This window comes from Pseudomonas mucoides (assembly GCF_015461845.1).
In the GTDB taxonomy this organism is placed as follows: domain Bacteria; phylum Pseudomonadota; class Gammaproteobacteria; order Pseudomonadales; family Pseudomonadaceae; genus Aquipseudomonas; species Aquipseudomonas mucoides.
On the sequence record NZ_JACOPW010000006.1, the window covers coordinates 109478 to 134284 of the forward strand.

Genomic DNA, 24807 nt, shown 5'->3' on the forward strand with positions numbered 1-24807 from the left:
CCACCCCGAGTTTAGCTCCCCTGACGGCAAAGGCCATACCCCGACATTGGTCTAGACGCCTGCCCGCGCTGGCAGGCTTTAACAATGCAGGTCTATAGTCAGCGTACCTTTCCGAGGATTGCGCCATGAGCGAACACGCAGCCGACCGCCGTCGCTTCAAACGTATCGCGTTCGACGCCCAAACCGAACTGGGCCAGGACGAATACATCTGGCAGGTGAAGTTGATTGATCTGTCGCTCAAGGGGCTGTTGGTCGAGAAGCCCGAGCCATGGCTGGGCAATCGGGAGCATCACTTTTGCGTTGATGTTCATCTGACGCCTGAAGTCGCGATCAAGATGGATGTACTACTGACCCACGATGACCATGGCCAGCTCGGCTTCGTCTGCAAACACATCAGCCTGGAATCGATTGAACGCCTACGGCGGTTGATCGAATTGAATCTGGGGGATCCGCAAGAGCTGGAACGCGAGCTGGGCGCCCTGATCGAAGTTTGAACCCACTACAAATCCACTAATGTAGGAGCCGGGCTTGCCCGCGATAGCGACTTCACTTTCAACATCATCGTTGAATGACAAGTCGCTATCGCGGGCAAGCCCGGCTCCTACATCTATGGTTACTCGAACAGTGCGTCGAGGGCCTGCTCCAGACGGGTAACGGCAATAATCTGCAAACCCGGCGGCGCCTCTTTCGGCGCATTGCCCTTGGGCACGATGGCGCGCTTGAAGCCGTGCTTGGCGGCTTCTTTCAGGCGTTCCTGACCGCTTGGCACCGGGCGCACTTCGCCGGACAGGCCGACTTCGCCAAACACCAGCAGATCATGTGGCAATGGCCGGTTGCGCAAACTGGACATGACCGCCGCCATCAAGGCCAGATCAGACGCGGTCTCCAACACCTTCACACCACCGACCACGTTGAGAAACACGTCCTGATCGTGGGTCGGAATGCCGCCATGACGGTGCAGAACCGCCAGCAACATCGCCAGGCGATTCTGATCCAGCCCCAGCGTGACCCGGCGCGGGTTGGCCAAATGGCTGTCATCCACCAGGGCCTGGACTTCCACCAGCATGGGCCGCGTCCCTTCCCACGTCGCCATGACCACACTGCCAGGGACTTCCTCCTGAGCGCGTGTGAGAAAAATCGCCGACGGGTTAGAGACTTCTTTCAGACCCTTGTCCGTCATGCCGAACACACCCAATTCGTTGACCGCGCCGAAACGGTTTTTGACCGCTCGCAGCAAACGCAAACGCCCATCGGATTCGCCTTCGAAATACAGCACGGTATCAACCATGTGCTCCAGCACACGGGGACCGGCCAGGGCGCCTTCCTTGGTTACGTGACCAACGAGGAAAATCGCGGTGCCACTCTGCTTGGCATACCGCACCAGCAAGGCCGCACTCTCGCGAACCTGGGAGACGCCACCCGGGGCCGATTGCAGTTGTTCGGTGAAGATCGTCTGGATCGAGTCGATCACCATGACCTTGGGTTTTTCCACCCGGGCCGTGGCGATGATGGTTTCGATGCAGGTTTCGGTCATCACTCGCAGTTGGTCCTGCGGCAAGCCCAGCCGGCGGGCGCGCATGGCCACTTGTTGCTGCGATTCTTCGCCGGTGACGTACAGCGCCGGCATGCTCTTGGCGAGGTTGCACAAGGTTTGCAACAGGATGGTCGATTTACCGATGCCCGGGTCACCGCCGATCAGCACCACCGAACCGTCGACCAAGCCCCCACCCAACACTCGATCGAGTTCACTGGAGGCTGTGGAAAAGCGCGGGATTTCCTCGACACTGACTTCGGCCAGGGTCTTGATCTGGGCCTGTTGGCCAGTCCAGCCGGTGCGACCGCTCGGGGCGGCGGCACCACCGCTTTCCACCATGGTTTCGGTCAGCGTGTTCCAGGCCCCGCACTCGCCGCACTGGCCGGCCCACTTGGGGAAGGTTGAGCCACACTCGGTGCAGCCGTACATGCGCTTGGCCTTGGCCATCTGAACTCCCGGCAAAAACCGCGATGATAGCTCAGCTGACGCCGATCAGCGCGGCGCGGCGATACGGATTTCGCCGCTGGCCAGACGCGTGGCACTGTTGCCCAATGGATCTTCGGCCTCCAGGTCCGCACCTTTGGCCTTGAGTGCGTCGAGCAGTTCGGCACGCTTGAACAATCCGGCGTACATCGCAGCCGTTTGCCCCGCGCCGTTGCGTTGGTCGGGGCTGCAATTGGCCAATAGTAAAGTCCGGGCAATCTGTACTTCCCCTTTGAAAATCGCCCCCATCAATGCCGTGTTGCCTCGCTGGTCCTGAGCACAGGCATCCGCGCCGGCGGCGAGCAAACGCTCTACTGCGGCGGTCTGGCCGTGATAGGCCGCCAGGATCAGCGCGGTGTAGCCCTTGCTGTCGCGGGTATTGAGTGAGTAGCCAGCCTCAATGAACGTGTCGAGCATGGGCACATCGCCACGGCGGGCGGCGTCGAAGTAGTAATCCTGCAGTTGAGCAGACAGCGCCGCAGAGTCGTCGGGTGTGGTGGAAAAGGCACTGGTCGAGAGCAACGCCAGCCACACAAACAGATAAATACGCATCGCAAACTCCTTGGCCCGACGGGACCTCATCGGAGGTCCCGCATTTCAGGCAAACGCCGTCAGTCGACCAGGTTGGCCGCCAGCGCCTTGACCCGGCTCAAGTCACCCTTGGCCACCTTGGTCACGCCGGTCCCGTATTCCGGGTCGGCTTTGTACAGGAACGACAGAATAATGTGCTTGCTCTCGTCATCGGTTGTCGCGAGCGAACCGCCAAAACTCTCGATAAGGTCGTTCCGCTCCTTTTTACTGAAGGAGCGATACAGATCACCGGCCTGCTTGAAGTTTTGCTCGCGCGGGATCTTCGCCTGCTGGGTGCTGCCCGTCAGCGCCGATGGGCTGTAACGCGCGGTTTGCGGCTCGTCGCGGGGCATCAAACGGCTTGGCTGATAGTTCACGCCTGTGGTGCTGTGACCGATGTTCATCGCACCGTCCTGATTGCCGTTATTCACGGCAACTTTTGGCGCATTGATCGGCAACTGAAGTGCATTGGCACCCAGGCGATAGAGTTGAGTATCGGCATAGGAGAACACTCGTCCTTGCAATAAGCGATCTTCCGAAGGTTCGATACCGGGAACCAGATTGGCCGGAGCCATCGCCACTTGTTCGGTTTCCTGGAAGACATTCGAAGGATTACGATCCAGGATCATTTGTCCAACTTTTCGTTCAGGAACTCCAGGCCAGATCTTCGTCGCATCCAATGGATCGAAATCAAACTTGTACAAATCTTGAGAGCTCACAACCTGAACGTACAAGTCCCATTTCGGAAAGTCACCCTTGTTAATATGAGCAACCAAATCATTGGTCATATGGCTGTAATCTTTTCCTTGAACTTTCGACACCAACTCAGGATCGAGATTATTAATCCCCTGCAAACTCTTCCAGTGAAACTTCACGTAATGCACATCGCCTTTGGCATTAACTAACTTGTACGCATGCACACCGTTTCCATCCATCTCCCGATAACTGGCCGGTGTACCCGAGTTGGAATACAACTCGGTCAGGGTGCGAGTGGCTTCAGGGACATGGGAGAAGAAATCAAATCGCCGCGAATCATCGTCGAGGTTGGTGCGCGGGTCGGGTTTGAACGCGTGGACCATGTCTGGAAACTTGATCGCATCACGGATGAAGAAAGTCGGGAAATTGTTTCCCACCAGGTCCCAGTTGCCGTCGGCGGTGTAGAACTTGGTAGCGAAACCACGAGGGTCGCGCAGGGTTTCCGGCGAATGGTTGCCATGAACGACGGCGGAGAATCGCACGAACACCGGTGTGCTCTGACCGCCAGCAAACACTTTCGCCTTGGTCAGGTCGCTCAGGTCATTGGTCACGGTGAAGGTGCCGTGGGCGCCAGTGCCACGAGCATGCACCACACGTTCAGGAATGCGTTCACGGTCAAAGCGCTGCAGCTTCTGGATCAGTTGCACGTCCTGCAACAACACCGGGCCTGTGGCACCTGCCGTTTGTGAGTTCTGGTTATCGCCCACGGCAGCGCCATTATCACGGGTCAAGTTGGCAGCATGGACGGAGAAGGACAGCAGGCTGGCGGTTAAAACGCCAAGCGTACGCCAATGGGGAAAAGCCCCAAGGCCAAGTGTAGAAGTCATATCAGGTTCCTCTGTTTTCAAGGCGCACTCCCAGTGCGCTGAACCGAGGCTAGAGGCCGAACCGGCAAAACTTAAATAGAAAAAACGCAACGTGATGATTCAGATATTTATGTCGCTAATCAGTCAGTTAGCGCGTATTTCGCGCGCGATTGCTGGCACTTTGCAAACTAATTGCCGGCAGACAGGTCGATAGTCACGAGCATTGTAATGAGGTGTTTCGAGCAAGAGCCGTTTTGCTGAATTACACTGCGTTCACCAACCTCATCTGTAACAAGGAATAACCTATGGGCGTGATAAGTGAGTTCAAGGCCTTCGCGGTCAAAGGTAATGTGATCGACATGGCCGTCGGTATCATCATCGGCGCCGCCTTCGGCAAGATCGTGACGTCGTTTGTCGGCGACGTGGTCATGCCGCCCATTGGCTTGCTGATCGGCGGCGTGGACTTCAGTGATCTGGCCATTACGCTCAAGGCTGCCGAAGGCAATGCCCCGGCCGTGGTGCTGGCCTACGGCAAATTCATCCAGAGCATGATTGACTTCATCATCGTCGCGTTCGCGATTTTCATGGGGATCAAAGCGATCAACCAACTGAAGCGCGAAGAGGCCGCGGCCCCGACGCTGCCGCCGGTTCCGACCAAGGAAGAAGAGTTGTTGAGCGAGATCCGCGATCTGCTCAAGGCCCAGAACGATCGGCCTTGAAGGCGGGTTGCACACAGAAACGGCGCCCTTGAGGCGCCGTTTTTTTTTACCAGAAGTTTTCCACCGCCACCTGGCCTGGGCGTCGGCTGAGGCTCAGGTGCATGTCCCGCTGCTTGAGCAGCTTGCGCGTGTCATCGATCATCTGCGGATTACCGCAGAGCATGACCCGCGAATGCTCGGGCGTCAGCGCCACGCCTGCTGCCCGCTCCAGCTCGCCATTTTCAATCAGCGTGGTGATTCGTCCGTTCAGGGCGCCTGGGTGTTGTTCGCGAGTGACGGTGGCGATGAACTGCAATTTGTGAGCGTTTTCGGCCAGATAATCGCGCTGTCCCAACTCGGCGATCAACGCCTGATACGCCAATTCCCGGGCCTCACGCACGCTGTAGACGAGGATAATGCGTTCGTATTTCTCCCACACCTCGAAGTCCTGCAGGATCGACAGGAACGGGGCAATGCCGGTGCCTGTGGATAACAACCAGAGGTCACGTCCATCGACAAAGCGGTCCGGGGTCAAATAACCAAAGGCCTGGCGGTCCACCAGCAACGTATCACCCACCTTCAGTCGACTCAGCTCGCTGGTGAACTCACCGCCTGGCACCACGATGGAGAAGAACTCGAGAAATTCGTCATGGGGTGACGACACCATTGAATAGGCTCGCCAGACCGTAGTGCCATCGGCCTTGGTGACACCTAGCCGGGCGAACTGCCCGGCCCTGAAGCGAAAGCCCGGATCTCTCGTGGCTCGCAGCGTAAACAGGTTTGGGGTCAACGGCTGGACGTCGAGCAAGGTTTGGCGAGTGTATTTTTCGGCACTGGCGGTCATGGGACGCTCCATTGAACTGATATCACCAGTGTCGCGCAAAGCAGGCGATGTAAACACCGACGATTTGTAGTGTCTTTGGTATTAGATCCATCGTTAGTTGTACAGCTGCTTTTATATTGTCGATGACATGACTAAAACTTGTACAAAAAACAATGCATAGAATGATATACGCCCCGCGAAAAGAGTTTCATGAGCCTGAGCAGCTAAGAACCAGATATGCACTTTCGATAATGTTAAAGAGCAAAAAAATTGCAGCACATTTGTAGGATTACTCCTACACTCTGGGCGTGTTGGATCCTGGATCCAATTTGCACCCCCAAGATAGCCGCATGGAGTTGCTGCAATGAAGATGTGGAAGGAGTCACAGCTAAAACAGATACTTGAAGCCAAGGAAGTTAAGCCCGCCTATGAGACTTCGCTCATACTGGCTCAGGATCTTGGCTTCAATTTCTGTGCTTTTTCAATTACATCCCCCGCAGTTTTGCTTAATCATGACACGGTAAGTTTTAACAATTACCCCGTCGATTGGAACACGGCATATGAACATGACCAATTAGGTGACACAGACCCAATACTGGCTCATTGCAATCATTCAGAGTTGCCAATTCTTTGGGAGGATGAGCTCTTCTCAAAGGTCCCTCAGCTGAGGCAGGCGCAAAAACAACAAGGCTTGCAGTATGGTTGGTCACAATCGATTCATGACGACAGCGGTCTGCGCAGCATGTTTAGCCTGGCCAGAAGCAACAGCCCGATCACTGCCGATGAATGGTATGCACATCTGGCCTACGCCATTTTAATCAACCGCCATTTGCATGGGCTCGTGGCAAAAAAGCTGGATCACCGCCTGGCGATTGCATGCACACCCCGGTTGTCGACGCGTGAAATCGAAATCATGAAATTGTCGGCCGACGGCAAGACGGCCTATGAATGTTCCAAAATCCTGAGCATCAGTGAACGCACCATCAATTATCATGTGCAAAGCTGCATCCATAAATTTGGGGTGAACAACAAGATTGCAGCCGTGATAAAGGCTGTGAGGGTCGGCGCTATCTGAATCCAATCAGTACGAAGAAAACCCACGGGTAATCCAACCGAAAAAAACGTACCATTTGCGGCCCCCTGAGTGATGTCGTATATAACTTCACGACGCCGTGCACTCGGCCGGTCCCGCCTGCTACAACGCCTCCGGCCGTGGGACACCACACCCGTTGACTACCCAGAGCCCCGCCTCATGCCCCTGCTCGAAACACCCTTCGCCCAACTCGACCTGATCCGTCAGCCAGAACAGCAGAACGAACCGCTGCAAGCGTTCGATGCCGCCGACGAATACCTGCTCAACCACCTGGCCGAACAACAGCCCTCGGCCGAAACTCGGGTACTGGTGTTGAACGACAGTTTTGGTGCATTGGCCGCCAGCCTCGCGGGCAAGGTCCGGGTGATCAGCAGTGGTGATTCGTTCCTCGCCTTTCAGGGACTGGAAAAAAATCTGATCCGTAACGGCCAGGCGTTTGACGCCGTACCGAGCGTGCCCGCCAGCGACGTGTTCAGCGGCCCGTTTGACCGGGTATTGATCCGGGTGCCGAAAACCCTGGCGTTGCTGGAAGAACAATTGATTCGCCTGCAAGGCCAACTGGCGCCAGGCGCGCAGGTGATTGCCGCGGCGATGATCAAGCACCTGCCACGTGCTGCCGGTGATCTGCTGGAACGCTACGTCGGCCCGGTACAGGCCTCCCTGGCAGTGAAAAAGGCCCGGCTATTGATCGCCACACCTGAAGCAAAAGACCCGGTCGTGTCCCCCTACCCTTCGCGTTATCAGCTTGATGAGCCGGCCATTGAACTGCTGAACCACGCCAATGTGTTCTGCCGCGAAGGGCTGGACATCGGCACCCGGGCCTTTCTGCCGCACCTGCCAAAAAACCTCGGCACCGCGCGAGTCGCCGATCTCGGTTGCGGTAACGGCGTGTTGGCCATTGCCAGTGCGCTGCAAAACCCCGAGGCGCAGTACACGCTGGTGGACGAGTCGTTCATGGCGGTTCAATCGGCTGCCGAAAACTGGCGCGCGGCGCTGGGCGACAGAGCGGTCATTGTGCGGGCCGGCGACGGGCTGGCCGGGCAGGAAGCTCAATCCCTGGACGTGGTGTTGTGCAATCCGCCGTTCCATCAACAACAGGTCGTCGGCGACTTTCTCGCCTGGCGCATGTTCCAGCAGGCCCGCGAGGCGCTAGTGGTGGGTGGCGCGCTGTATATCGTCGGCAATCGTCACCTGGGTTACCACAGCAAGCTCGCACGGCTGTTCCGCGGCGTCGAACAAGTGGCTGCCACGCCAAAATTCGTGATTCTCAAAGCCCGCAAATAAACCGGGGCAAAAAAAACCCTCCACGCAGGAGGGTTGTGAATCCGTGCCTCCAAGGCGACGGGATGGGATCTTCAGTGTGTAGTCAGGCCTGCCGCATTCATGAACATGCGCATCAGACTGGCCACGATAAACAGGGCGCCGACGCTACCGACCCAGATCAGGACCAGCCATCCAAGCCGCTGCAACAGCGGTTTTTTTTCGGCTTCTTCAATGTCGTGCAGGGAATGTTTACCGGTCATTACAACAATCCTCAGGTAGATCGATGGCGCCAGTGAGGGCGCCATCGCGAGCACGCTCGCTCCTACAGTGTCAGTGATAACCGTCTTCGTGGGTGACCTTGCCGCGGAACACGTAGTAGCTCCAGAAGGTGTAGCCCAGGATGAACGGGATGATGAACAGCGTGCCCACCAGCATGAAGCCCTGACTTTGCGGCGGTGCGGCGGCGTCCCAGATCGAGATCGACGGTGGCACGATGTTCGGCCACAGGCTGATGCCCAGACCGCTATAGCCGAGGAAGATCAGCACCAGCGTCAGCAGGAACGGCGTGTAGTGCGCATTGCGGGCGACGGCGCGGATCAAGCCATACATGGTCACCAGCACCAGAATCGGCACCGGCATGAACCAGAACAGATTGGGCAGCGTGAACCAGCGGGCGGCGATTTCAGCGTGGGCCAAGGGTGTCCAGATGCTGACAATACCGATCACCGCCAACACCACGAAGGCCAGCGGCCGTGCCAGGTTGTGCATTTGCTCTTGCAGCTTGCCCTCGGTCTTCATGATCAACCACGTGCAACCAAGCAGTGCATACGCCACCACCAGTGCCACGCCGCAGAACAGAGTGAACGGTGTCAGCCAGTCCAGCGAACCACCGGCAAACTGGCGATTGACCACCGGCAATCCATCAATGAAGGCGCCCAACGCCACCCCCTGAAAGAAGGTCGCGGTGAGGGAGCCTCCGATGAAAGCCTTGTCCCAGAGGTGGCGCTTGTGGTCCTTGGCCTTGAAGCGAAACTCAAAAGCCACGCCCCGGAAGATCAGCCCGATCAGCATCAGGATCAGCGGCAGGTACAACGCCGAAAGCACCACCGAATAGGCCAGCGGGAAGGCACCAAACAACGCGGCGCCGCCCAGTACCAGCCAGGTTTCGTTACCGTCCCAGACCGGGGCGACCGTGTTCATCATCACATCACGGTCGGTCTTGCCCGGGATGAACGGGAAGAGAATCCCGATCCCCAGGTCGAAGCCGTCCATGACCACGTACATCATGATGCCGAAGATGATAATCACGGCCCAGATCAGCGGAAGATCAATACCCATGACTCAAATCTCCTTGGTCAGGCTGTGGTCACTGTCGGCGTCATCATCGTCAGCGGCGGACAGCGGACGGGCCGGTGTGCGTTTCTTGCCAGGCCCACCTTCGCTGGTTTCCTTGCCTTCGTCGATCTTCGGCCCTTTGCGCACTAGGCGCATCATGTAGCCCAGGCCGGCACCGAACAGCGCGAAATACACCACCACAAACAGAATCAACGTGATGCTCATCTGCATGAAACTATGGTTGGAAGAAGCATCCGCCGTGCGCATCAGCCCGTAGACCACCCACGGCTGACGGCCGATTTCAGTGGTAAACCAACCCGCGAGGATCGCGATCAGGCCCGACGGCCCCATCCACAACGCCAGGTAAAGGAACGGTCGCGAGGTATAGAGCTTGTCGCGCTTGCGCAGCCACAGGCTCCACAACCCGGTGAATATCATCAGGAAACCCAGGCCGACCATGATCCGGAACGACCAGAACACGATGGTCGAATTGGGCCGGTCTTCAGGCGGGAATTCCTTGAGCGCAGGGACTTGTTTGTCCAGCGAGTGGGTGAGGATCAGGCTGCCCAGATACGGAATCTCGACGGCAAATCGGGTTTTCTCGGCTTTCATGTCCGGCCAGCCGAACAGGATCAACGGGGTCGGTTCGTCGCCGATGTTTTCCCAATGACCTTCGATCGCGGCAATTTTCGCCGGCTGATGCTTGAGCGTGTTGAGGCCGTGGAAGTCACCGATGACCGCCTGAATCGGCGCAACGATCAAGGCCATCCACATGGCCATCGACAACATGGTGCGGATCGCCGGGTTGTCCTTGCCGCGCAGCAAGTGCCAGGCCGCCGAAGAGCCGACGAAGAAGGCGGTGGCAACGAACGCCGCCGTCGCCATGTGCATCAGGCGGTACGGGAACGAAGGGTTGAAGATCACCGCCAGCCAGTCGGTGGGGATCACCTGACCGTTAACGATTTCGAAACCCTGCGGCGTCTGCATCCAGCTGTTCGAGGCGAGGATCCAGAAGGTCGAGATCAGCGTGCCAATAGCCACCATGACCGTGGCAAAGAAGTGCAGCTTGCGCCCGACCTTGTTCCAGCCAAACAGCATGACCCCAAGGAAACCGGCTTCGAGGAAGAACGCCGTCAACACCTCGTAGGTCAGCAACGGCCCGGTAACCGATCCGGCAAAGTCCGAAAAACGGCTCCAGTTGGTGCCGAACTGATACGCCATCACCAGCCCGGAGACCACCCCCATGCCGAAATTGACGGCAAAGATCTTCGACCAGAAGTGATACAGGTCGCGGTAGGTGTCGTTATGGGTTTTCAGCCACAGACCTTCGAGTACCGCCAGGTAACTCGCCAGGCCAATGGTGATGGCCGGGAACAGGATGTGAAACGAGATGGTAAACGCGAACTGCATTCGGGCGAGATCAAGTGCCTCTAAACCGAACATAAGTCTTCCTCTGTCAGTTAATACGGCTGCTGGCTGGAAGCCTGCACCCAACGGCCCCCACGGGTATGGAGTGCGGCGAATTCGAATTCGTTCTTTTTATTGAAAGCCTCACAACGCAGGGAAGTCTGGCCTGATGGCCGCCGGATCAATTCCTGGTGGGGTTTTGATCTGGATCAATCAACGTTGAAAGAGTAGTCCCATTTCCGGGGATGAACCGCGTGGTCTTTTGCCGCGTGACAAGTTGCCTCATGGCTATCGTTACAGGCAGATACATTTCCCCTGCGGGAGCGAGCTTGCTCGCGAAGCGCGTGTGCCAGGCAGCTCGGTATCGAGGGATAGGCCGCCATCGCGAGCAGCCTGCTCCCACAGAGGAATCAGGTGTTTTTACGATCGATGTCTAGCTAAGTATATTTTCTGCGGCTGCAACTTCTGGTTACAGGTTGGTGATAACCTCGCCCTTCCCCTCTCCCAGATTTCCCCGCAGATGCCCAGCCAAGAGCCCTTGCTGTTACGTCATCACCGCCCCTTCATCGCGTTCTGGCTGGCTCGGGTGTTTACCGCCAGCGGTTTTCAGATGCTCACCGTGGCCATTGGCTGGAACCTGTACCAGTTAACCGGCAACGTGCTCGATCTGGGCCTGGTGGGGTTGGTGGAATTTGCCCCGCGCGTGCTGTTCATGCTGCACACGGGGCACGTCGCGGACCGCTATGACCGGCGCAAAGTCGCGGCGATCTGCCAGTCGCTGCAAGCGTTGATCGCCCTGTCGCTGGCCATCGGCAGCGCCACCGATCATGTCACCCGGGAAATGATCTTCATCCTCGCGTTCTTGCTCGGTGCTGCGCGCTCCTTCGAAATGCCCACCACTCAAGCCCTGTTGCCGAGCATCGTGCCCAGCGCGCTGTTTCCCCGTGCGGTGGCCGCCGCGCAATCCGCGCAGCAGTCAGCCACTATCGTCGCCCCGGCGCTCGGCGGTTTGCTCTACGCCTTCGGCAGCGTCTGGGTGTATGGCCCGACCGTAATCCTCTACATCGTTGCCTGCGGGTTGATGCTCAACTTGCCGGCCCGGCAAACGCCGTTGAACAAGGGCAAGGCGACGCTGGATTCGCTGCTGGCGGGTATCCGCTTCATTCGCAGTCGCCCGGACATTCTCGGGGCAATTTCTCTGGACCTGTTTGCGGTCTTGCTCGGCGGCGCGACGGCGCTGCTGCCGGTGTTTGCCAAGGACATCCTGCTGACCGGCCCGTGGGGGCTTGGCCTGCTGCGGTCTGCGCCGGCCGTCGGCGCGCTGTTGATGTCGCTGTTCCTGGCGCGGTTTGCGGTTGAGCGCAACGTCGGACGGGTGATGTTCACCGCCGTCGGTGTGTTCGGCGTCGCCACCATCGCCTTCGGCCTGTCGACCTCGTTCTGGTTCTCGCTTGCAGTGCTGGTGGTGCTGGGCGCGGCCGACATGATCAGCATGGTGATCCGCGCCTCGTTCGTGCAGCTGGAAACCCCGGACGAAATGCGCGGCCGGGTCAGCGCCGTGAACGGCCTGTTCATCGGTGCGTCAAATCAGTTGGGCGAATTCGAATCCGGGCTGACCGCCCACTGGTTCGGTACTGTGCCGGCGGTGGTCATGGGCGGGATCGGCACACTGGTGGTAACCGGGGCCTGGGTGAAACTGTTCCCCACCTTGGCCAATCGCGACCGCATGCATGTGCCGCTGGAGGAAGTGAAGGTCTGAAGCAGGTGCCTGGCACAAATTTGCCGACCAGGTGCACTAACTAGATACCGCAACAGGTGTAATGTATCGCCTTACACTTGCCCCATGATCAAATCCTTTCGGCACAAGGGCCTTCGTGGCCTCTATGAAACAGGTTCGACTCGAAGGATTCGTGTAGACCATGCAAAGCGTCTGTCTCGGATACTTCAGTTCATGGACCGCGCAACGCTACCCGGCGATCTAGACCTTCCGGGATGGCGACTGCATCCACTCAGAGGAGAGTTGGCCGAATTCTGGTCGCTGAGTTGTTTCAGGGAACTGGCGAGTTGTTTTTCGGTTTATCGGTTCAGATATCGAACTGGTCGACTATCTGGACTACCACTGACAGGAGGCAGGCAATGCCCATGCACAACCCGCCACACCCTGGCGAAACACTCTTGATGGATGTGTTACCCGAACTCGGCATCAGCGTCACGGAACTCGCCCGCCATCTGGGTTTTGCACGACCGCACCTTTCTCGGGTTCTGCATGGCCACGCCCCCATCAGCCCGGATCTGGCCGTGCGTCTGGAGCGGGCGGGGATTGGCAAGGCTCGCATGTGGCTAGGGGTTCAGACTGATTACGATCTCTGGCAAGCAGAACAGCGCGAACAGCCGGCGATCAAGCCCATCGCCATCCACGCCTGACATATCCTCACGCCAGCATCTCCCCCGCCACCGCCATGCGCGTGGCCTTGCCGCAGAGTTGTTCCACCAGCGTCAGGGCAAATGCCAAAGCGGCCCCGGAACCCTGGGCGGTCACGCAGTTGCCGTCGACCACCACCGGTTGGTCGATGAAGTTGCAACCTGACAACTGATGACTGGCGGAGGGCAGGCAGGTCATGCGTCGCTGACGCAATACGCCGAAGTGCTGCAGCGCGACCGCCGGGGCTTCAGCGATGCCGGCGAACAGGCGCCCGGCGGCGGCCTGATCCTTGATCAGTTGTTGCAGGGGTTGATGGGCCGCCAGGTGTTGCGCGCCCACGGCGCCGCCCGGAAGGGCGATCAGGTCGAACGGCTGGGCCAGCAAGTCCACCAGCATGGCATCGGCCGTCAGCCGGGTTCCACGGGCGCAGGTGAGCATGCGCCGCCCCTCGATGCTGGCCACCACCACTTCAACGTTGGCGCGGCGCAACACATCGATCAGGGTCACTGTTTGCAGGTCGTCGATGCCCTCGGCGAGGGTAATCAAAGCTCTAAAGGTCATGGGGACAGTCCACAGGGTGATCTTTAAAGCGTAGTCAGCTTTCCTGACGCTTGTTCGAGTGCAGCCGTTACTTGATGTAAAGCTGGGTCGACATCTTATCGCTCGGCGCATTAATCGAGGTGTTGCTGAACGTGAAGGTCCCGTCCTGCTTGCCCGCAAGATTGAAGATATACAGATAACCGACCGTTTTTGCCCCGGGTGTGCAATCAGTCAGGTTGCCGGTCTGAAAGGCACATACCGGCGACCGGGTGCCGTCCACTTCAAAACCATCCAGCGCGACATGTGGACTATTACTGCCGTAACCGATTTCCAGCACATAGACCTTGATGCTCGGACCACTATGATCGCAACGCGTCTCGGTCTGCCCTTCGGCAATGTTTTCAAAGCCACAGACCGGCGATTCAACCTTAACCACTTTCAACTGGCTCAATCGCGGCGCCATCGCAGCCGAGGCGTTTTGTGCCCCCAGCAACAAGGCCATCACGACGCCAATGACGGCAATCACACGCGTTTTCATGCAATACATAACGACCCCCAAAACCAGCGCGCAGTATGGCTCACTTCGCTTGACGGCAAAACATCGACGACGATCGCAGCCATCAGCAGCCATAACCCCACGCGGCTGGTATGATGCGCGGCTTTTTCCGGCCCACAGTAATTTCCCAGGCGCGTTCAGTGGTCTGTGCTTTGCTGTTGAGGTCGATACATTCACGGCGCCGGGCGCGCCACGGGGAGCAGACATGCTGGAAAGGCTGTTTCAACTCAAGGCACACAACACCAACGTGCGGACCGAGATTCTGGCGGGCGTCACGACTTTCTTGGCCATGGCCTACATTCTGTTCGTCAACCCGAGCATTCTCGGCGAAACCGGCATGGACAAGGGCGCGGTGTTCGTCGCCACCTGTCTGGCCGCGGCGATTGGTTCCACGATCATGGGCCTGATCGCCAACTACCCGATCGCGCTGGCGCCGGGCATGGGCTTGAACGCCTTCTTCACCTATACCGTGGTCCTGCACATGGGCCACACCTGGCAAGTGGCGCTGGGTGCGGTGTTTATCTCGGCGGTGTGCTTCTTCATGCTGTCGATCTTCCGTATCCGTGAATGGATCATCAACAGCATCCCGCTGCCGCTGCGCTCGGCGATTGCCGCCGGTATCGGCCTGTTCCTGGCGCTGATTGCCCTGCACAACGCCGGCATCGTGGTCAGCAACCCGGCGACCATGGTCGGCCTCGGTGATCTGAAACAACCAGCCCCGATCCTCGCGACCCTGGGTTTTGCCCTGATCGTTGCCCTCGAAGCCCTGGCCGTACGCGGCGCCGTGCTGATCGGCATTCTGGCGGTGACCATCATTTCGATCTTGATGGGCTTCACCCCTTTCGGCGGCGTGATGTCGATGCCACCGTCGCTGGCCCCAACCTTCATGCAACTGGACATCAAAGGCGCACTGGACATCGGTCTGGTCAGCGTGATTTTCGCTTTCCTGTTTGTCGATCTGTTCGACAACTCCGGCACTCTGATCGGCGTCGCCAAACGCGCCGGCCTGATGGACAAGAACGGCCACATGCCGAAAATGGGTCGCGCCCTGATCGCCGACAGCACCGCGGCCATGGCCGGTTCGCTGCTGGGCACCTCGACCACCACCAGCTACATCGAGTCCGCAGCCGGCGTGAGTGCGGGCGGCCGCACCGGCCTGACCGCCGTCGTGGTGGCGATCCTGTTCCTGCTGGCACTGTTTTTCTCGCCATTGGCGTCCAGCGTCCCGGCCTTCGCCACGGCACCGGCACTGCTGTTCGTCGCCGTACTGATGACCTCCGGCCTGGCCGAAATAGACTGGGACGACATCACCGTTGCCGCACCGGTGGTGATCACCGCGCTGGCCATGCCGTTCACTTATTCGATCGCTAATGGCATCGCCTTCGGTTTCATTTCCTGGACCGCCATCAAGCTGATGTCCGGTCGTGGCCGTGAGCTGAACCCGGCGCTGGTGATCCTGTCGATTCTGTTCGTGATCAAGTTGGGTTGGTTCAACGCATGACTTTTGATTCCCAGGCCTACGCCGTTCAGCTCGAAGAAAAGGTCACGCGCCTGCGTGACCTCCTGGCCCCGTTCGATGCGCCAGAACCTGCGGTGTACGACTCTCCGCTGCAAAACTTCCGCCTGCGCGCTGAATTCCGCCTGTGGCGTGAAGGTGGTGAGCGGCACTACGCGATGTTTTCCCAGGAAGACAAACGTACGCCGATCCTGATCGAAGAGTTTCCGATCGCCAGCCTGCGCATCAACGAACTGATGCCGAAGCTCAAAGCCGCCTGGAAAGCCAGTGCGGCCCTGAGCCACAAGTTGTTCCAGGTGGAGTTCCTGACCACCCTGGCCGGCGATGCGATGATCACCCTGTGCTATCACCGCCCGCTGGACGAGCACTGGCATGCGGCGGCCACGAAACTGGCCACGGACCTGAACGTGAGCATCATCGGTCGCTCAAAAGGCAAACGCGAAGTGATCGGTCACGATTACGTGGTTGAACAGCTCGAAGTCGGCGGCCGTACTTTCAGCTATCGCCAGCCGGAAGGCGCATTCACCCAGCCCAACGGCACCGTGAACCGGAAGATGCTCAACTGGGCTTACGACGCGTTGGGTGATCGCCCGGACGACTTGCTCGAACTGTACTGCGGCAACGGCAACTTCACCCTGCCGCTCGCGACCCGCGTACGCAAAGTGCTGGCCACCGAAATCAGCAAGACCTCGGTCAATGCAGCGCTGAGCAACCTCAGCGAAAACGCGGTGGATAACGTCACCCTGGTGCGACTCTCCGCCGAAGAGCTGACCGAAGCGCTGAACGAAGTCCGCCCGTTCCGCCGCCTGCATGGCATCGACCTCAAGAGCTACGAGTTCGGTAGCGTGTTCGTCGACCCGCCCCGCGCCGGCATGGACCCGGACACCTGCGAGCTGACCCGACGTTTCGACAACATCCTCTACATTTCCTGCAACCCGGAAACGCTGGCGGCGAACATCGCCCAGTTGCACGACACGCATCGCATCACTCAGTGCGCGATGTTTGACCAGTTCCCGTGGACCCATCACATGGAATCCGGGGTGTTGTTGACCCGTCGTTGAGAGCTGTTGCCGATACAAATGAGCCGTCATGACGACGGCTTTTTTGTAGGCGAATCAAAGTGCCGCATCTACCTTGCGCGGTCGCCCGCCCTTTTTGCCATTGGCCCGCGCAGCCTCGGCCTTGGCGACGCTGCTCTGGCGCCCATTGCGTGAGGCGATGACCGAAGACGCCATGTCCATCAATGGCTTGCTCGCTGAAATCAGGCCGGCGATGGACACCTGCAAATCACTGCCTTCATGGCAGAGCGCGGTTCCCGCAAAGCCAACCCTCAAGTCGGCGAAATCCTCATCGTCAAAGCCATCAAACTCCGGGTAGTTCTTCGCCGGCAGGAGCACGCCACTACCGTCCTCAAAACTGATGACCAGGCAATGTCCGGTCCAGCTCACGGCTCTCGCATTCAAACCGCTGCGACGGCTCAACTCGCCTCGCTCAATGGCCTGTTCCAATGTTTCTTCGGTGACGGGGCGATCCGCCTGAATGCTCGCCTGTATGGTTTTCATAATTCGATTTCCACTCCCTCGGCAGCCCCCGTCAGGGATAACAGCGTCTTGTTAACTTCGGGCTCGTAACTGGCCGAGTCAATCAGGTAAGTCGTGCTGGCGAGTCGTTTCATCACGACCACTTCATTGCTCTCCCAATCCCACAACTGATTATCGAGGCAGGCGGTGCACAATTTTCGCCACCAGAGGCCACGCGCTCGCTGTAAATGCGCCGGTTGCCGCAGCGCCTGGCGCAATCCTTCCAGCACTGCTGAAGGGGGGCGCTGCGAATGAGGAACGACGTCCCAAAGCTCCACGCCGTTGTGCCAGAAACTGAATTTGAAGCGTGCGCTCCATGTCTGTGCATCGACATGGACATGCGGCGGGCAATGTTGATCGCGCAACATGATGACCAATGAAAAGTCCTTAAAGCGACATACGTTCATGCAACCCATCCGTTAGGTTATAGAGTGCAAAGATTCTCCATTCCTTGAAGAACCCGGCAATTGGCGATTGATCCGTTTGACGATCGACTCGGTTTTGAGCCTAGCCCTTGAACGTTTTTTGACTCGCCTATGACGGCGGCAAAATAGTAAGCAATCCTTTCACTGCTCTCACAAAAAAAAGCCGCCTACGCCGGTCAAGCACTGCCACGGCGATTTCATCTACAGTGACGCCATTCAGTCCTCATTTGATCCCCGGTGTAATCAATCATGCAGCGTGTCTTCGATGATCTTCAGTTGGGCAGCATCGAGCTGTTTTGCCTCGCCGCCGAGGCCGGCAGCTTTACGGCCGCCGCACTGGTGGCGGGCGTGACACCAGCCGCGGTCAGCCGCTCGGTATCGCGCATGGAAGAGCGTCTGGGCGTGCGGCTGTTTGCGCGTACCACCCGCAGTGTGAAGTTGACCGACAGCGGTCGTCGTTACTACGAAGAATGTCGTCAGGCTCTGGCGCAGCTGGTCGAGGCTCAGCGCGAGGTCATGGGCCAGCAGCAGCAACCGTCTGGCACCTTGCGCATCAGCATTCCCACGACGTATGCGCACCACCGGATCTTGCCGTTGCTGCCAGCCTTTCGGGCGCGTTTTCCCGACGTGAAGGTCGAGTCGCACATCAGCAATCGCAATATTGATTTCGTCGGCGAAGGTTACGACATGGCGATTCGCGTACGGGCCATTCCGGACTCCGGCCTGATCGCCCGGCATCTGGAGGACGCCGCGCTGGTGATGATTGCCAGTCCCGATTACCTCAAGCGTGCAGGTGTCCCCCAAACACTCGAAGACTTGGCGCAGCACGAATGCATCCAATACGAACTGCCCAGCAGCGGTCGGCGGATCGCCTGGCTGTTCAATGACAACGGCACACCTCGGGAGATTCTGGCCGAGGGCAGTCTCAGTTGCTCTGACGATGTGCTGGGTGGCGTGACCCTGGCCAAACACGGGGCGGGGTTGTTTCAGACGTACCGGTTTATCGTCGAAAACGAACTGGCCGATGGCTCGCTGGTGGAAGTATTGAAGCCTTACAGCGGCCGCTCGCGACCGTTCACGTTGCTGTATCCGCAAAGCCGTCATGTGCCCCTGAGGTTGCGCGCCTTTATCGATTTCCTGGTGGAGCATCTGCCGCGATAAACAGCGAAATCGTCCGATCACCGCACACAAATCCCCTTCGAGACGTCTCTTCAATTGACCTAATTAACCAGCTAGTACAATTTGTCTCCACAGGCTGAAACCTAGAGCCGATTCCAAAAATAATAAGTGGAGAGACCCTCGATGCCCCCTATCGTTCTGGTGCTCAACGGCCCGAACCTGAACCTGCTCGGCACCCGTGAACCGGCGACTTATGGCCACGAAACCCTGGCAGACATTTCGGCGCTGTGCGCACGCGCTGCTGAAGAATTCGGCCTGGCCGTGGAGTTCCGCCAGACCAACCACGAAGGTGAATTGCTCGACTGGATTCACGCCGCTCGCGGTCGTTGCGCCGGGATTGTCATCAATCCAGCCGCGTGGACCCACACCTCGGTGGCGATTCGCGACGCCCTCGTCGCCAGCGAACTGCCCGTGATCGAAGTCCACCTGTCGAACGTCCATGCTCGCGAGCCTTTCCGGCATCACTCGTTTGTCTCGGCCATCGCCACCGCGGTGATGGCCGGTTTCGGCAGCCACGGCTATCGCCTGGCGCTGGAACATTTCAGTCTGAAATTGAAGGGGTGAACACGATGGCTCAGCACAACACTGTATTGGCCGGGCTGATCGGCGCCGGGATTCAAGCCTCGCGCACACCGGCGCTGCACGAGCACGAAGGCGAAGCGCAGGGCATGCGCTACCTCTATCGCCTGATCGACCTGGATCAATTGAAGCTCGACAGCAGTGCCCTGCCCGACCTGTTGATGGCGGCCGAACGAATGAACTTCACCGGGCTGAACATCACCTTCCCGTGCAAGCAGGCCATCATCCCGTTGCTTGACGAACTGTCGCCGGAAGCCCGCGGCATCGGCGCGGTGAACACGGTGGTGTTGAAGGACGGTAAACGCATCGGCCATAACACCGATTGCCTGGGTTTTGCCGAAGGATTTCGCCGTGGCTTGAAGGACGCTGCCCGTGAGCGCGTCGTACAAATGGGCGCTGGTGGCGCCGGCGCGGCAGTGGCCCACGCGTTGTTGAGCGAAGGCGTACAACTGCTGAGTATTTTTGACGTGGAACCAAGCCGCGCGCAGGCGCTGGCAGACAATCTCAATCAACACTTCGGGGCTGGCCGGGCGGTGGCCGGGCACGATCTGCCGAGCACGTTGAGCCTGGCTGATGGTTTGGTAAACACCACGCCCATGGGCATGAAAAAACTGCCGGGCATGCCAGTGCCGGTCGAGTTGCTTCGCTCAGCCTTGTGGGTGGCGGAGATCGTTTACTTCCCGCTGGAAACCGAACTGCTGCGCAACGCCCGCGCGCTCGGTTGCCGCACGCTGGACGGCGGCAACATGGCGGTGTTTCAGGCGGTGAAGGCGTTTGAATTGTTCAGCAACGTGGTGCCGGATGCGCAGCGAATGCTCGCGCACTTTCAGAGCATGAACGACTGAGGGGATGCGGTGAGGGGCTGCAGTGAAGGGAAAGCCCCCTCACCTGATATCAGGCTTGCAAGTAACGCAACACCGACTCGCAAATCATCGCACGATGCCTCTGCTTGATGGCTTCGTCCGGCAAATCGATCTGGAAGATCTCCCCGAAGGTATGACGGTTCGACACGCGATAGAAGCAGAACGAACTGATCAGCAGATGCACATCCAGCGCCACTAGCCCTGCACGGAACAAACCCTCCTCGGCACCGCGACGCAGAATTTCGCCCAGTGCGTCGAGAATCGTATTGTTCATGGCCTTGATCGCATCGGAGCGCTTCACGTATTCGGCATTGTGAATGTTCTCGATGCTGACGATACGCACGAAATCGACGTTGTGATCGTGGTGGTCGAAGGTGAACTCCACCAGGCGACGAATCGCCTCCACCGGCCCCAGTTCGGTCAGGTGCAAGCGGTTTTCAGTGTTGCGAATATCACCGTAGAGCTTTTCCAGCACCTCGACGTAGAGCTGTTCCTTACTGCCGAAGTAGTAATAGATCATGCGTTTGGAGGTGTGGATACGCTCGGCGATTGCATCGACTCGAGCACCGGAAAGCCCCTGTTGGACGAACTCGACAATCGCCTCTTGAAGGATATTCTCGCGGGTCTTTTCCGGGTTGTTTTTGCGGCTCTTGCGGGGCTCGGCGATCAGTTCGGCGGGCACTGCGGAGCGTTCTGAAGTCATTGTCATTGCGGGCTCACGGCCATCACTGCACAAGCTGGCGATTATGGGCCGCTGCGCACAGTGAAGGAAGCCGCGCGGCAGCGGTTTGTCCCGGCGTTTACGATTTTGCTACAACTTGGCCTGACGAATGGCACCGCTGCGGGATTTGGCCATCGCTGCCAGTCGAACCGCGACGTTGGCCGCGCCATAACCGGCATAGCCGTTTTTGCGCTGAATGATTTCAAAGAAAAACCGCCCTTCGAACGGCTCGGTGTACACATGAAACAGTTCGCCACCCAGGGCATCGCGGTCGTACAGCACGTTGAAATACGCCAGCTCGCTGAGGAACTCGTCATCGAAGTCGAACCGCGCGGCGAGGTCATCGTAGTAATTGAGCGGGATGTCCAGCAACGGCACGCCCGCCTCTTTCGCACGGCTGACTTGCGCAAAGATGTCATCGCAATCAAACGCGATGTGATGCACACCGGAGCCGCGATAACTCGACAGCGCGTGTGAGATCGCGGTGTTGCGGTTCTCGGAAATGTTCAACGGCAAGCGAATAGAGCTGTCGCGGCTGCGCAGTGCGCGGCTTTTTACCAGGCCATACGGGTCGGGCAGAACCACTTCGTCATCGGCTTCGAAATCCAGCAGGCTCTTATAGAACAGCACCCAACTGTCGAGGCTGTCGGCCGGCAATGCCATGGCCATGTGGTCGATACGCTTGAGGCCACCGCTGGCCACCGCCGCTGGGTTCAGATTGAAGTCGGTGCCGTAGACGTCGGCCTGCTGATCCACCAAATAGATCAGGCTACCGTCCGGTGCGCGCACCGCCGCCAATTCCAGTTCATTGGGCCCGACCAGCCCACGATACGGCTGGCCTTTATAAGCCACAGCTCGGGCTAGCGCGCTGCTGCTGTCCTTGACCCGCACGGCGGTGGCGCACAGCGAGGGGCCATGCGCTTCGAAAAAACTGTGGGCAAACGAATACGGTTCGGAGTTGAGGATCAGGTTGATATCGCCCTGACGCAGCAGGCTTACGCTCTTGGAGCGATGCTGCCCGGCCTTGACGAAACCCAGCCGCTCAAGCCAATGGGAGAGCTTGGCGCCGAGGCTTTCATCCACGGCAAATTCGAGAAATTCGATGCCGTTGTATTCGCTGGCCGTGGGTGTCTCGAACAGGATGTCGAGGCTGGGTGCCGGTTGAGCTTCCTGCGCCAGGCGTTGGCGGGTTTTCTCTTCCAGGTACAGCAACGAACGCAAACCGTCGGCGGCGTTGGCCCGGGGTGGCGCGGCACGGAAACCGTCGTTGAAGATTTCCAGCGACAGCGGGCCGGTGTAGCCACTCTTGATAATCGGCGCGAGGAACCCCGACAGATCAAATTCGCCCTGGCCCGGGAAGCAGCGGAAATGCCGGCTCCACTCCAGCACGTCCATGGCGAGGATCGGTGCGTCGGCCATTTGCACGAAGAAGATCTTGTCGCCCGGAATCTCGGCGATGGCGCTCGGATCGCCCTTGAGCGACAGGGTGTGAAAGCTATCGAGCAAGACACCGAGGCTCGGATGATCGGCTTGGCGGACGATGTTCCACACCTGTTGATAAGTGTTCACATGCCGGCCCCAGGCCAGCGCTTCATAACCGATTCGCAGACCGCGCGCACCGGCGTTTTCGGCCAGCAGGCGCAGGTCATCGACGAGGATTTGTTCATCACCGATGGAATCGGCAGATGCATTGCTGCAGACCAGCACCAGGTCAGTGCCCAGTTCCTGCATCAAGTCAAATTTGCGCTCGGCGCGTTCCAGATTGCGCGAAAGCCGCTCACGGCGGCATCCCTCAAAATCCCGGAAGGGTTGGAACAGCGTGATCGCGATCCCGAGATCGGCGCACATCTGTTTGATTTCCCGTGGGCTACCGTCGTAGTAGAGAAGGTCGTTCTCGAAAATCTCCACCCCGTCAAAACCGGCGGCGGCAATGGCTTCGAGTTTTTCCGGCAGGGTACCGCTCAAGGACACGGTGGCAATGGAACGCTGCATGTTTCGACTCCCGGTGGTGGAGACAGTCTTGTTATCGAGATCGCACGCTTCGCTTTATGTCGCCGCAGGCTTCGCCAGCTGCTACAGGGTCTGCGTTTAGCTTGTGGGGAATTATTGGCTGGACGAACTCGCACAGCAATTTAAAGTGTACTACCCGGTTAGTTTTGTGTTCGATTATCGAACACAATGGCCATTGGTGAATTGACGATTTTTTGTCCACTGCGCAACATCGACTCCACATTGAGACCGGTCATGCATCGTCGGGCTCGGTTACCAAAGACACAGAACACCACATAAAAATAATCGGTGGACTACATGACTCCTTCTCAAAGTTCTCCCATGGAGCACGCCTCCATGACTCCTGCCAGCGGCGGCATCGGCGACAAGATCCGCGGCGCCATGGCGGTCGGCAAAACCCGTTGGGGCATGCTGGCGCTGGTGTTTTTCGCGACAACCCTGAACTACATCGATCGCGCCGCCCTCGGCGTCATGCAGCCCATCCTCGCCAAGGAAATGAGCTGGACGGCGATGGACTACGCCAACATCAACTTCTGGTTTCAGGTCGGCTACGCGATCGGTTTCGTGCTGCAAGGCCGGTTGATCGACCGGGTCGGCGTCAAGCGCGTGTTCTTCTGCGCCGTGCTGCTCTGGAGCATCGCTACCGGTGCCCACGGCCTCGCGACGTCGGCGGTAGGCTTCATGGTCTGCCGATTCATCCTTGGCTTGACCGAAGCCGCCAACTACCCGGCCTGCGTGAAGACCACGCGGCTGTGGTTCCCGGCCGGCGAACGCGCCGTGGCCACCGGCATCTTCAACGCCGGGACCAACGTCGGCGCGATGTTCACCCCGATGTTGCTGCCACTGATCCTGCACGTATGGGGCTGGCAGGCCGCGTTCCTGTGCATGTCGGCACTGGGCGGGATCTGGTTGCTGTTCTGGGGTTTGAAATACTTCAACCCGGAAGATCATCCGAGCGTCAAACAATCGGAACTGGACTACATCCAGAACGAAGTCGAACCGGAACAAGCCCGCGTGCCGTTCTCGAAAATCCTGCGCATGCGCGGCACCTGGGCCTTCGCCCTCGCCTACTCAATGACCGCGCCGGTGTTCTGGTTCTACCTGTACTGGTTGCCGCCATTCCTCAATCAGCAATACAACCTGGGGATCAACGTGACCCAGATGGGGATTCCGCTGATCATCATCTACCTGACCGCCGACTTCGGCAGCGTCGGTGGCGGGATCCTCTCCTCGTTCCTGATCGGTCGCGGGGTCAATCCGATCAAGGCGCGGCTGATGTCGATGTTCCTGTTTGCCTGCTGCATCGTCGGCGTGATCATGGCGGCGGGTTCGAGCAGTCTGTGGGTCGCGGTGTTCGCCATCTCCCTGGCCATCGGCGCGCACCAGGCCTGGACCGCGAACATCTGGAGCCTGGTCATGGACTACACGCCTAAACACATGATGAGCACAGTGTTCGGTTTTGGCGGCATGTGCGCAGCCATCGGCGGGATGTTCATGACGCAGTTGGTCGGCCACATCCTGACCGTCACCCACAACAACTACACCGTGCTGTTCACCCTGATTCCGGCGATGTACTTCATTGCCCTGACCTGGATGTACTTCATGGCACCGCGCAAGATTCCTGCCGTCACCGAGTAATAGCCCTTCC

25 protein-coding genes and 1 pseudogene are annotated in these 24807 nt (G+C 58.7%); 13 read left to right on the forward strand and 13 right to left on the reverse strand.

All coding sequences use genetic code 11. The annotated features are described in order from the left end of the window. Window positions 1–125: 125 nt before the first annotated feature. On the forward strand, window positions 126–494 hold the full coding sequence (locus H8F22_RS23795; RefSeq protein ID WP_194940756.1) for a PilZ domain-containing protein: 369 nt from the start codon (window positions 126–128) through the stop codon (window positions 492–494). 119 nt (window positions 495–613) lie between these two features. Here the strand turns inward: H8F22_RS23795 and radA are convergent, their stop codons facing one another. The 3 genes from radA to katB are packed head-to-tail and all read right to left on the reverse strand — an operon-like array spanning window position 614 to window position 4170. Then, the gene (gene radA, locus H8F22_RS23800) at window positions 614–1981 is read right to left on the reverse strand and encodes a DNA repair protein RadA (RefSeq protein ID WP_008040321.1); all 1368 of its coding nucleotides are present in this window, start codon (window positions 1979–1981) and stop codon (window positions 614–616) included. A 45-nt stretch (window positions 1982–2026) separates the two neighbouring features. Next, window positions 2027–2569: an ankyrin repeat domain-containing protein gene (locus tag H8F22_RS23805; protein ID WP_194940757.1), complete on the reverse strand. Its 543-nt coding sequence runs from the start codon at window positions 2567–2569 to the stop codon at window positions 2027–2029. 59 nt (window positions 2570–2628) lie between these two features. Continuing rightward, entirely contained in the window at window positions 2629–4170 is a 1542-nt protein-coding gene (gene katB, locus H8F22_RS23810; RefSeq protein WP_059182126.1) for a catalase KatB, read from the reverse strand. A 284-nt stretch (window positions 4171–4454) separates the two neighbouring features. On the opposite strand from katB, the gene mscL reads away from it, so the two are divergent. Beyond that, complete coding sequence (gene mscL, locus H8F22_RS23815) at window positions 4455–4868, forward strand: large-conductance mechanosensitive channel protein MscL (RefSeq protein ID WP_027924225.1); 414 nt, start codon at window positions 4455–4457, stop codon at window positions 4866–4868. Window positions 4869–4914: 46 nt separating this feature from the next. Here the strand turns inward: mscL and H8F22_RS23820 are convergent, their stop codons facing one another. After that, on the reverse strand, window positions 4915–5691 hold the full coding sequence (locus H8F22_RS23820) for a ferredoxin--NADP reductase (RefSeq protein WP_027924226.1): 777 nt from the start codon (window positions 5689–5691) through the stop codon (window positions 4915–4917). Between the two features lie 343 nt (window positions 5692–6034). On the opposite strand from H8F22_RS23820, the gene H8F22_RS23825 reads away from it, so the two are divergent. Together H8F22_RS23825 and H8F22_RS23830 are read left to right on the forward strand one after the other, a co-directional pair. Continuing rightward, window positions 6035–6745, forward strand: coding sequence for an autoinducer binding domain-containing protein (locus tag H8F22_RS23825; RefSeq protein WP_027924227.1), 711 nt, complete (start codon window positions 6035–6037; stop codon window positions 6743–6745). Between the two features lie 177 nt (window positions 6746–6922). Next, window positions 6923–8047, forward strand: coding sequence for a methyltransferase (locus tag H8F22_RS23830; protein WP_027924228.1), 1125 nt, complete (start codon window positions 6923–6925; stop codon window positions 8045–8047). A gap of 71 nt (window positions 8048–8118) precedes the next feature. Here H8F22_RS23830 and H8F22_RS23835 read toward each other — a convergent pair whose 3' ends face one another. The 3 genes from H8F22_RS23835 to H8F22_RS23845 all read right to left on the reverse strand — a co-directional run bounded on the left by H8F22_RS23835 (window position 8119) and on the right by H8F22_RS23845 (window position 10804). Continuing rightward, entirely contained in the window at window positions 8119–8286 is a 168-nt protein-coding gene (locus H8F22_RS23835; protein WP_081743969.1) for a DUF2474 domain-containing protein, read from the reverse strand. A gap of 70 nt (window positions 8287–8356) precedes the next feature. Then, on the reverse strand, window positions 8357–9364 hold the full coding sequence (cydB, locus tag H8F22_RS23840) for a cytochrome d ubiquinol oxidase subunit II (protein ID WP_027924229.1): 1008 nt from the start codon (window positions 9362–9364) through the stop codon (window positions 8357–8359). A gap of 3 nt (window positions 9365–9367) precedes the next feature. Further along, a complete protein-coding gene (locus tag H8F22_RS23845) occupies window positions 9368–10804 on the reverse strand; it encodes a cytochrome ubiquinol oxidase subunit I (protein WP_027924230.1) in 1437 nt (478 codons plus the stop codon). Window positions 10805–11288: 484 nt separating this feature from the next. On the opposite strand from H8F22_RS23845, the gene H8F22_RS23850 reads away from it, so the two are divergent. From H8F22_RS23850 to H8F22_RS23860, 3 genes and pseudogenes are all read left to right on the forward strand, one after another. Further along, complete coding sequence (locus H8F22_RS23850; RefSeq protein WP_027924231.1) at window positions 11289–12527, forward strand: MFS transporter; 1239 nt, start codon at window positions 11289–11291, stop codon at window positions 12525–12527. Window positions 12528–12611: 84 nt separating this feature from the next. Beyond that, window positions 12612–12891, forward strand: a pseudogene (locus tag H8F22_RS23855) (type II toxin-antitoxin system RelE/ParE family toxin). 13 nt (window positions 12892–12904) lie between these two features. Further along, complete coding sequence (locus H8F22_RS23860) at window positions 12905–13192, forward strand: HigA family addiction module antitoxin (RefSeq protein WP_059182122.1); 288 nt, start codon at window positions 12905–12907, stop codon at window positions 13190–13192. A 7-nt stretch (window positions 13193–13199) separates the two neighbouring features. Here the strand turns inward: H8F22_RS23860 and H8F22_RS23865 are convergent, their stop codons facing one another. Continuing rightward, window positions 13200–13751 (reverse strand): DJ-1 family glyoxalase III, encoded by a 552-nt coding sequence (locus H8F22_RS23865; protein WP_027924233.1) that lies wholly within the window; start codon window positions 13749–13751, stop codon window positions 13200–13202. A gap of 67 nt (window positions 13752–13818) precedes the next feature. Continuing rightward, on the reverse strand, window positions 13819–14277 hold the full coding sequence (locus tag H8F22_RS23870) for a DUF4879 domain-containing protein (protein ID WP_027924234.1): 459 nt from the start codon (window positions 14275–14277) through the stop codon (window positions 13819–13821). A gap of 214 nt (window positions 14278–14491) precedes the next feature. Between H8F22_RS23870 and H8F22_RS23875 the strand changes: the two genes are divergently transcribed. Then, window positions 14492–15787 (forward strand): NCS2 family permease, encoded by a 1296-nt coding sequence (locus H8F22_RS23875; protein WP_027924235.1) that lies wholly within the window; start codon window positions 14492–14494, stop codon window positions 15785–15787. Next, entirely contained in the window at window positions 15784–16863 is a 1080-nt protein-coding gene (trmA, locus tag H8F22_RS23880) for a tRNA (uridine(54)-C5)-methyltransferase TrmA (RefSeq protein WP_027924236.1), read from the forward strand. Before H8F22_RS23875 ends, trmA begins: the two co-directional genes overlap by 4 nt. Window positions 16864–16917: 54 nt before the next feature. On the opposite strand, the gene H8F22_RS23885 is transcribed toward trmA, so the two are convergent. Then, window positions 16918–17364 carry a DUF2442 domain-containing protein gene (locus H8F22_RS23885; protein ID WP_027924237.1) on the reverse strand — a complete coding sequence of 149 codons (447 nt, stop codon included), beginning with the start codon at window positions 17362–17364 and terminating at the stop codon, window positions 16918–16920. Continuing rightward, window positions 17361–17789, reverse strand: coding sequence for a DUF4160 domain-containing protein (locus tag H8F22_RS23890; RefSeq protein WP_194940758.1), 429 nt, complete (start codon window positions 17787–17789; stop codon window positions 17361–17363). The genes H8F22_RS23885 and H8F22_RS23890 overlap by 4 nt, the downstream gene beginning before the upstream one ends. 267 nt (window positions 17790–18056) lie before the next feature. Here H8F22_RS23890 and H8F22_RS23895 point away from each other — a divergent pair, with 267 nt between their 5' ends. The 3 genes from H8F22_RS23895 (at window position 18057) to H8F22_RS23905 (ending at window position 20410) form a co-directional block, all read left to right on the forward strand. Next, a complete protein-coding gene (locus H8F22_RS23895; RefSeq protein ID WP_027924239.1) occupies window positions 18057–18968 on the forward strand; it encodes a LysR family transcriptional regulator in 912 nt (303 codons plus the stop codon). A gap of 141 nt (window positions 18969–19109) precedes the next feature. Further along, the gene (gene aroQ / locus H8F22_RS23900; protein ID WP_140669465.1) at window positions 19110–19550 is read left to right on the forward strand and encodes a type II 3-dehydroquinate dehydratase; all 441 of its coding nucleotides are present in this window, start codon (window positions 19110–19112) and stop codon (window positions 19548–19550) included. A 5-nt stretch (window positions 19551–19555) separates the two neighbouring features. Further along, complete coding sequence (locus H8F22_RS23905) at window positions 19556–20410, forward strand: shikimate dehydrogenase (RefSeq protein ID WP_059182118.1); 855 nt, start codon at window positions 19556–19558, stop codon at window positions 20408–20410. 49 nt (window positions 20411–20459) lie between these two features. Here the strand turns inward: H8F22_RS23905 and H8F22_RS23910 are convergent, their stop codons facing one another. Continuing rightward, the gene (locus tag H8F22_RS23910) at window positions 20460–21137 is read right to left on the reverse strand and encodes a TetR/AcrR family transcriptional regulator (protein ID WP_027924242.1); all 678 of its coding nucleotides are present in this window, start codon (window positions 21135–21137) and stop codon (window positions 20460–20462) included. 102 nt (window positions 21138–21239) lie between these two features. Continuing rightward, complete coding sequence (gene quiC / locus H8F22_RS23915; protein ID WP_194940759.1) at window positions 21240–23141, reverse strand: 3-dehydroshikimate dehydratase QuiC; 1902 nt, start codon at window positions 23139–23141, stop codon at window positions 21240–21242. 339 nt (window positions 23142–23480) lie between these two features. On the opposite strand from quiC, the gene H8F22_RS23920 reads away from it, so the two are divergent. Then, entirely contained in the window at window positions 23481–24797 is a 1317-nt protein-coding gene (locus H8F22_RS23920; protein WP_228758936.1) for an MFS transporter, read from the forward strand. Window positions 24798–24807 lie beyond the last annotated feature (10 nt).

Coding starts and splice junctions, on each gene's coding strand:
- H8F22_RS23920 (WP_228758936.1), top strand. CDS start 23,481: ATGGAGCACGCCTCCATGACTCCTGCCAGCGGCGGCATCGGCGACAAG.
- aroQ (WP_140669465.1), top strand. CDS start 19,110: ATGCCCCCTATCGTTCTGGTGCTCAACGGCCCGAACCTGAACCTGCTC.
- H8F22_RS23805 (WP_194940757.1), bottom strand. CDS start 2,569: ATGCGTATTTATCTGTTTGTGTGGCTGGCGTTGCTCTCGACCAGTGCC.
- H8F22_RS23895 (WP_027924239.1), top strand. CDS start 18,057: ATGCAGCGTGTCTTCGATGATCTTCAGTTGGGCAGCATCGAGCTGTTT.
- H8F22_RS23850 (WP_027924231.1), top strand. CDS start 11,289: ATGCCCAGCCAAGAGCCCTTGCTGTTACGTCATCACCGCCCCTTCATC.
- H8F22_RS23905 (WP_059182118.1), top strand. CDS start 19,556: ATGGCTCAGCACAACACTGTATTGGCCGGGCTGATCGGCGCCGGGATT.
- H8F22_RS23820 (WP_027924226.1), bottom strand. CDS start 5,691: ATGACCGCCAGTGCCGAAAAATACACTCGCCAAACCTTGCTCGACGTC.
- H8F22_RS23830 (WP_027924228.1), top strand. CDS start 6,923: ATGCCCCTGCTCGAAACACCCTTCGCCCAACTCGACCTGATCCGTCAG.
- H8F22_RS23890 (WP_194940758.1), bottom strand. CDS start 17,789: ATGAACGTATGTCGCTTTAAGGACTTTTCATTGGTCATCATGTTGCGC.
- trmA (WP_027924236.1), top strand. CDS start 15,784: ATGACTTTTGATTCCCAGGCCTACGCCGTTCAGCTCGAAGAAAAGGTC.
- H8F22_RS23825 (WP_027924227.1), top strand. CDS start 6,035: ATGAAGATGTGGAAGGAGTCACAGCTAAAACAGATACTTGAAGCCAAG.
- H8F22_RS23835 (WP_081743969.1), bottom strand. CDS start 8,286: ATGACCGGTAAACATTCCCTGCACGACATTGAAGAAGCCGAAAAAAAA.
- H8F22_RS23865 (WP_027924233.1), bottom strand. CDS start 13,751: ATGACCTTTAGAGCTTTGATTACCCTCGCCGAGGGCATCGACGACCTG.
- katB (WP_059182126.1), bottom strand. CDS start 4,170: ATGACTTCTACACTTGGCCTTGGGGCTTTTCCCCATTGGCGTACGCTT.
- H8F22_RS23885 (WP_027924237.1), bottom strand. CDS start 17,364: ATGAAAACCATACAGGCGAGCATTCAGGCGGATCGCCCCGTCACCGAA.
- H8F22_RS23845 (WP_027924230.1), bottom strand. CDS start 10,804: ATGTTCGGTTTAGAGGCACTTGATCTCGCCCGAATGCAGTTCGCGTTT.
- H8F22_RS23875 (WP_027924235.1), top strand. CDS start 14,492: ATGCTGGAAAGGCTGTTTCAACTCAAGGCACACAACACCAACGTGCGG.
- H8F22_RS23860 (WP_059182122.1), top strand. CDS start 12,905: ATGCCCATGCACAACCCGCCACACCCTGGCGAAACACTCTTGATGGAT.
- H8F22_RS23870 (WP_027924234.1), bottom strand. CDS start 14,277: ATGTATTGCATGAAAACGCGTGTGATTGCCGTCATTGGCGTCGTGATG.
- mscL (WP_027924225.1), top strand. CDS start 4,455: ATGGGCGTGATAAGTGAGTTCAAGGCCTTCGCGGTCAAAGGTAATGTG.
- radA (WP_008040321.1), bottom strand. CDS start 1,981: ATGGCCAAGGCCAAGCGCATGTACGGCTGCACCGAGTGTGGCTCAACC.
- quiC (WP_194940759.1), bottom strand. CDS start 23,141: ATGCAGCGTTCCATTGCCACCGTGTCCTTGAGCGGTACCCTGCCGGAA.
- cydB (WP_027924229.1), bottom strand. CDS start 9,364: ATGGGTATTGATCTTCCGCTGATCTGGGCCGTGATTATCATCTTCGGC.
- H8F22_RS23795 (WP_194940756.1), top strand. CDS start 126: ATGAGCGAACACGCAGCCGACCGCCGTCGCTTCAAACGTATCGCGTTC.
- H8F22_RS23910 (WP_027924242.1), bottom strand. CDS start 21,137: ATGACAATGACTTCAGAACGCTCCGCAGTGCCCGCCGAACTGATCGCC.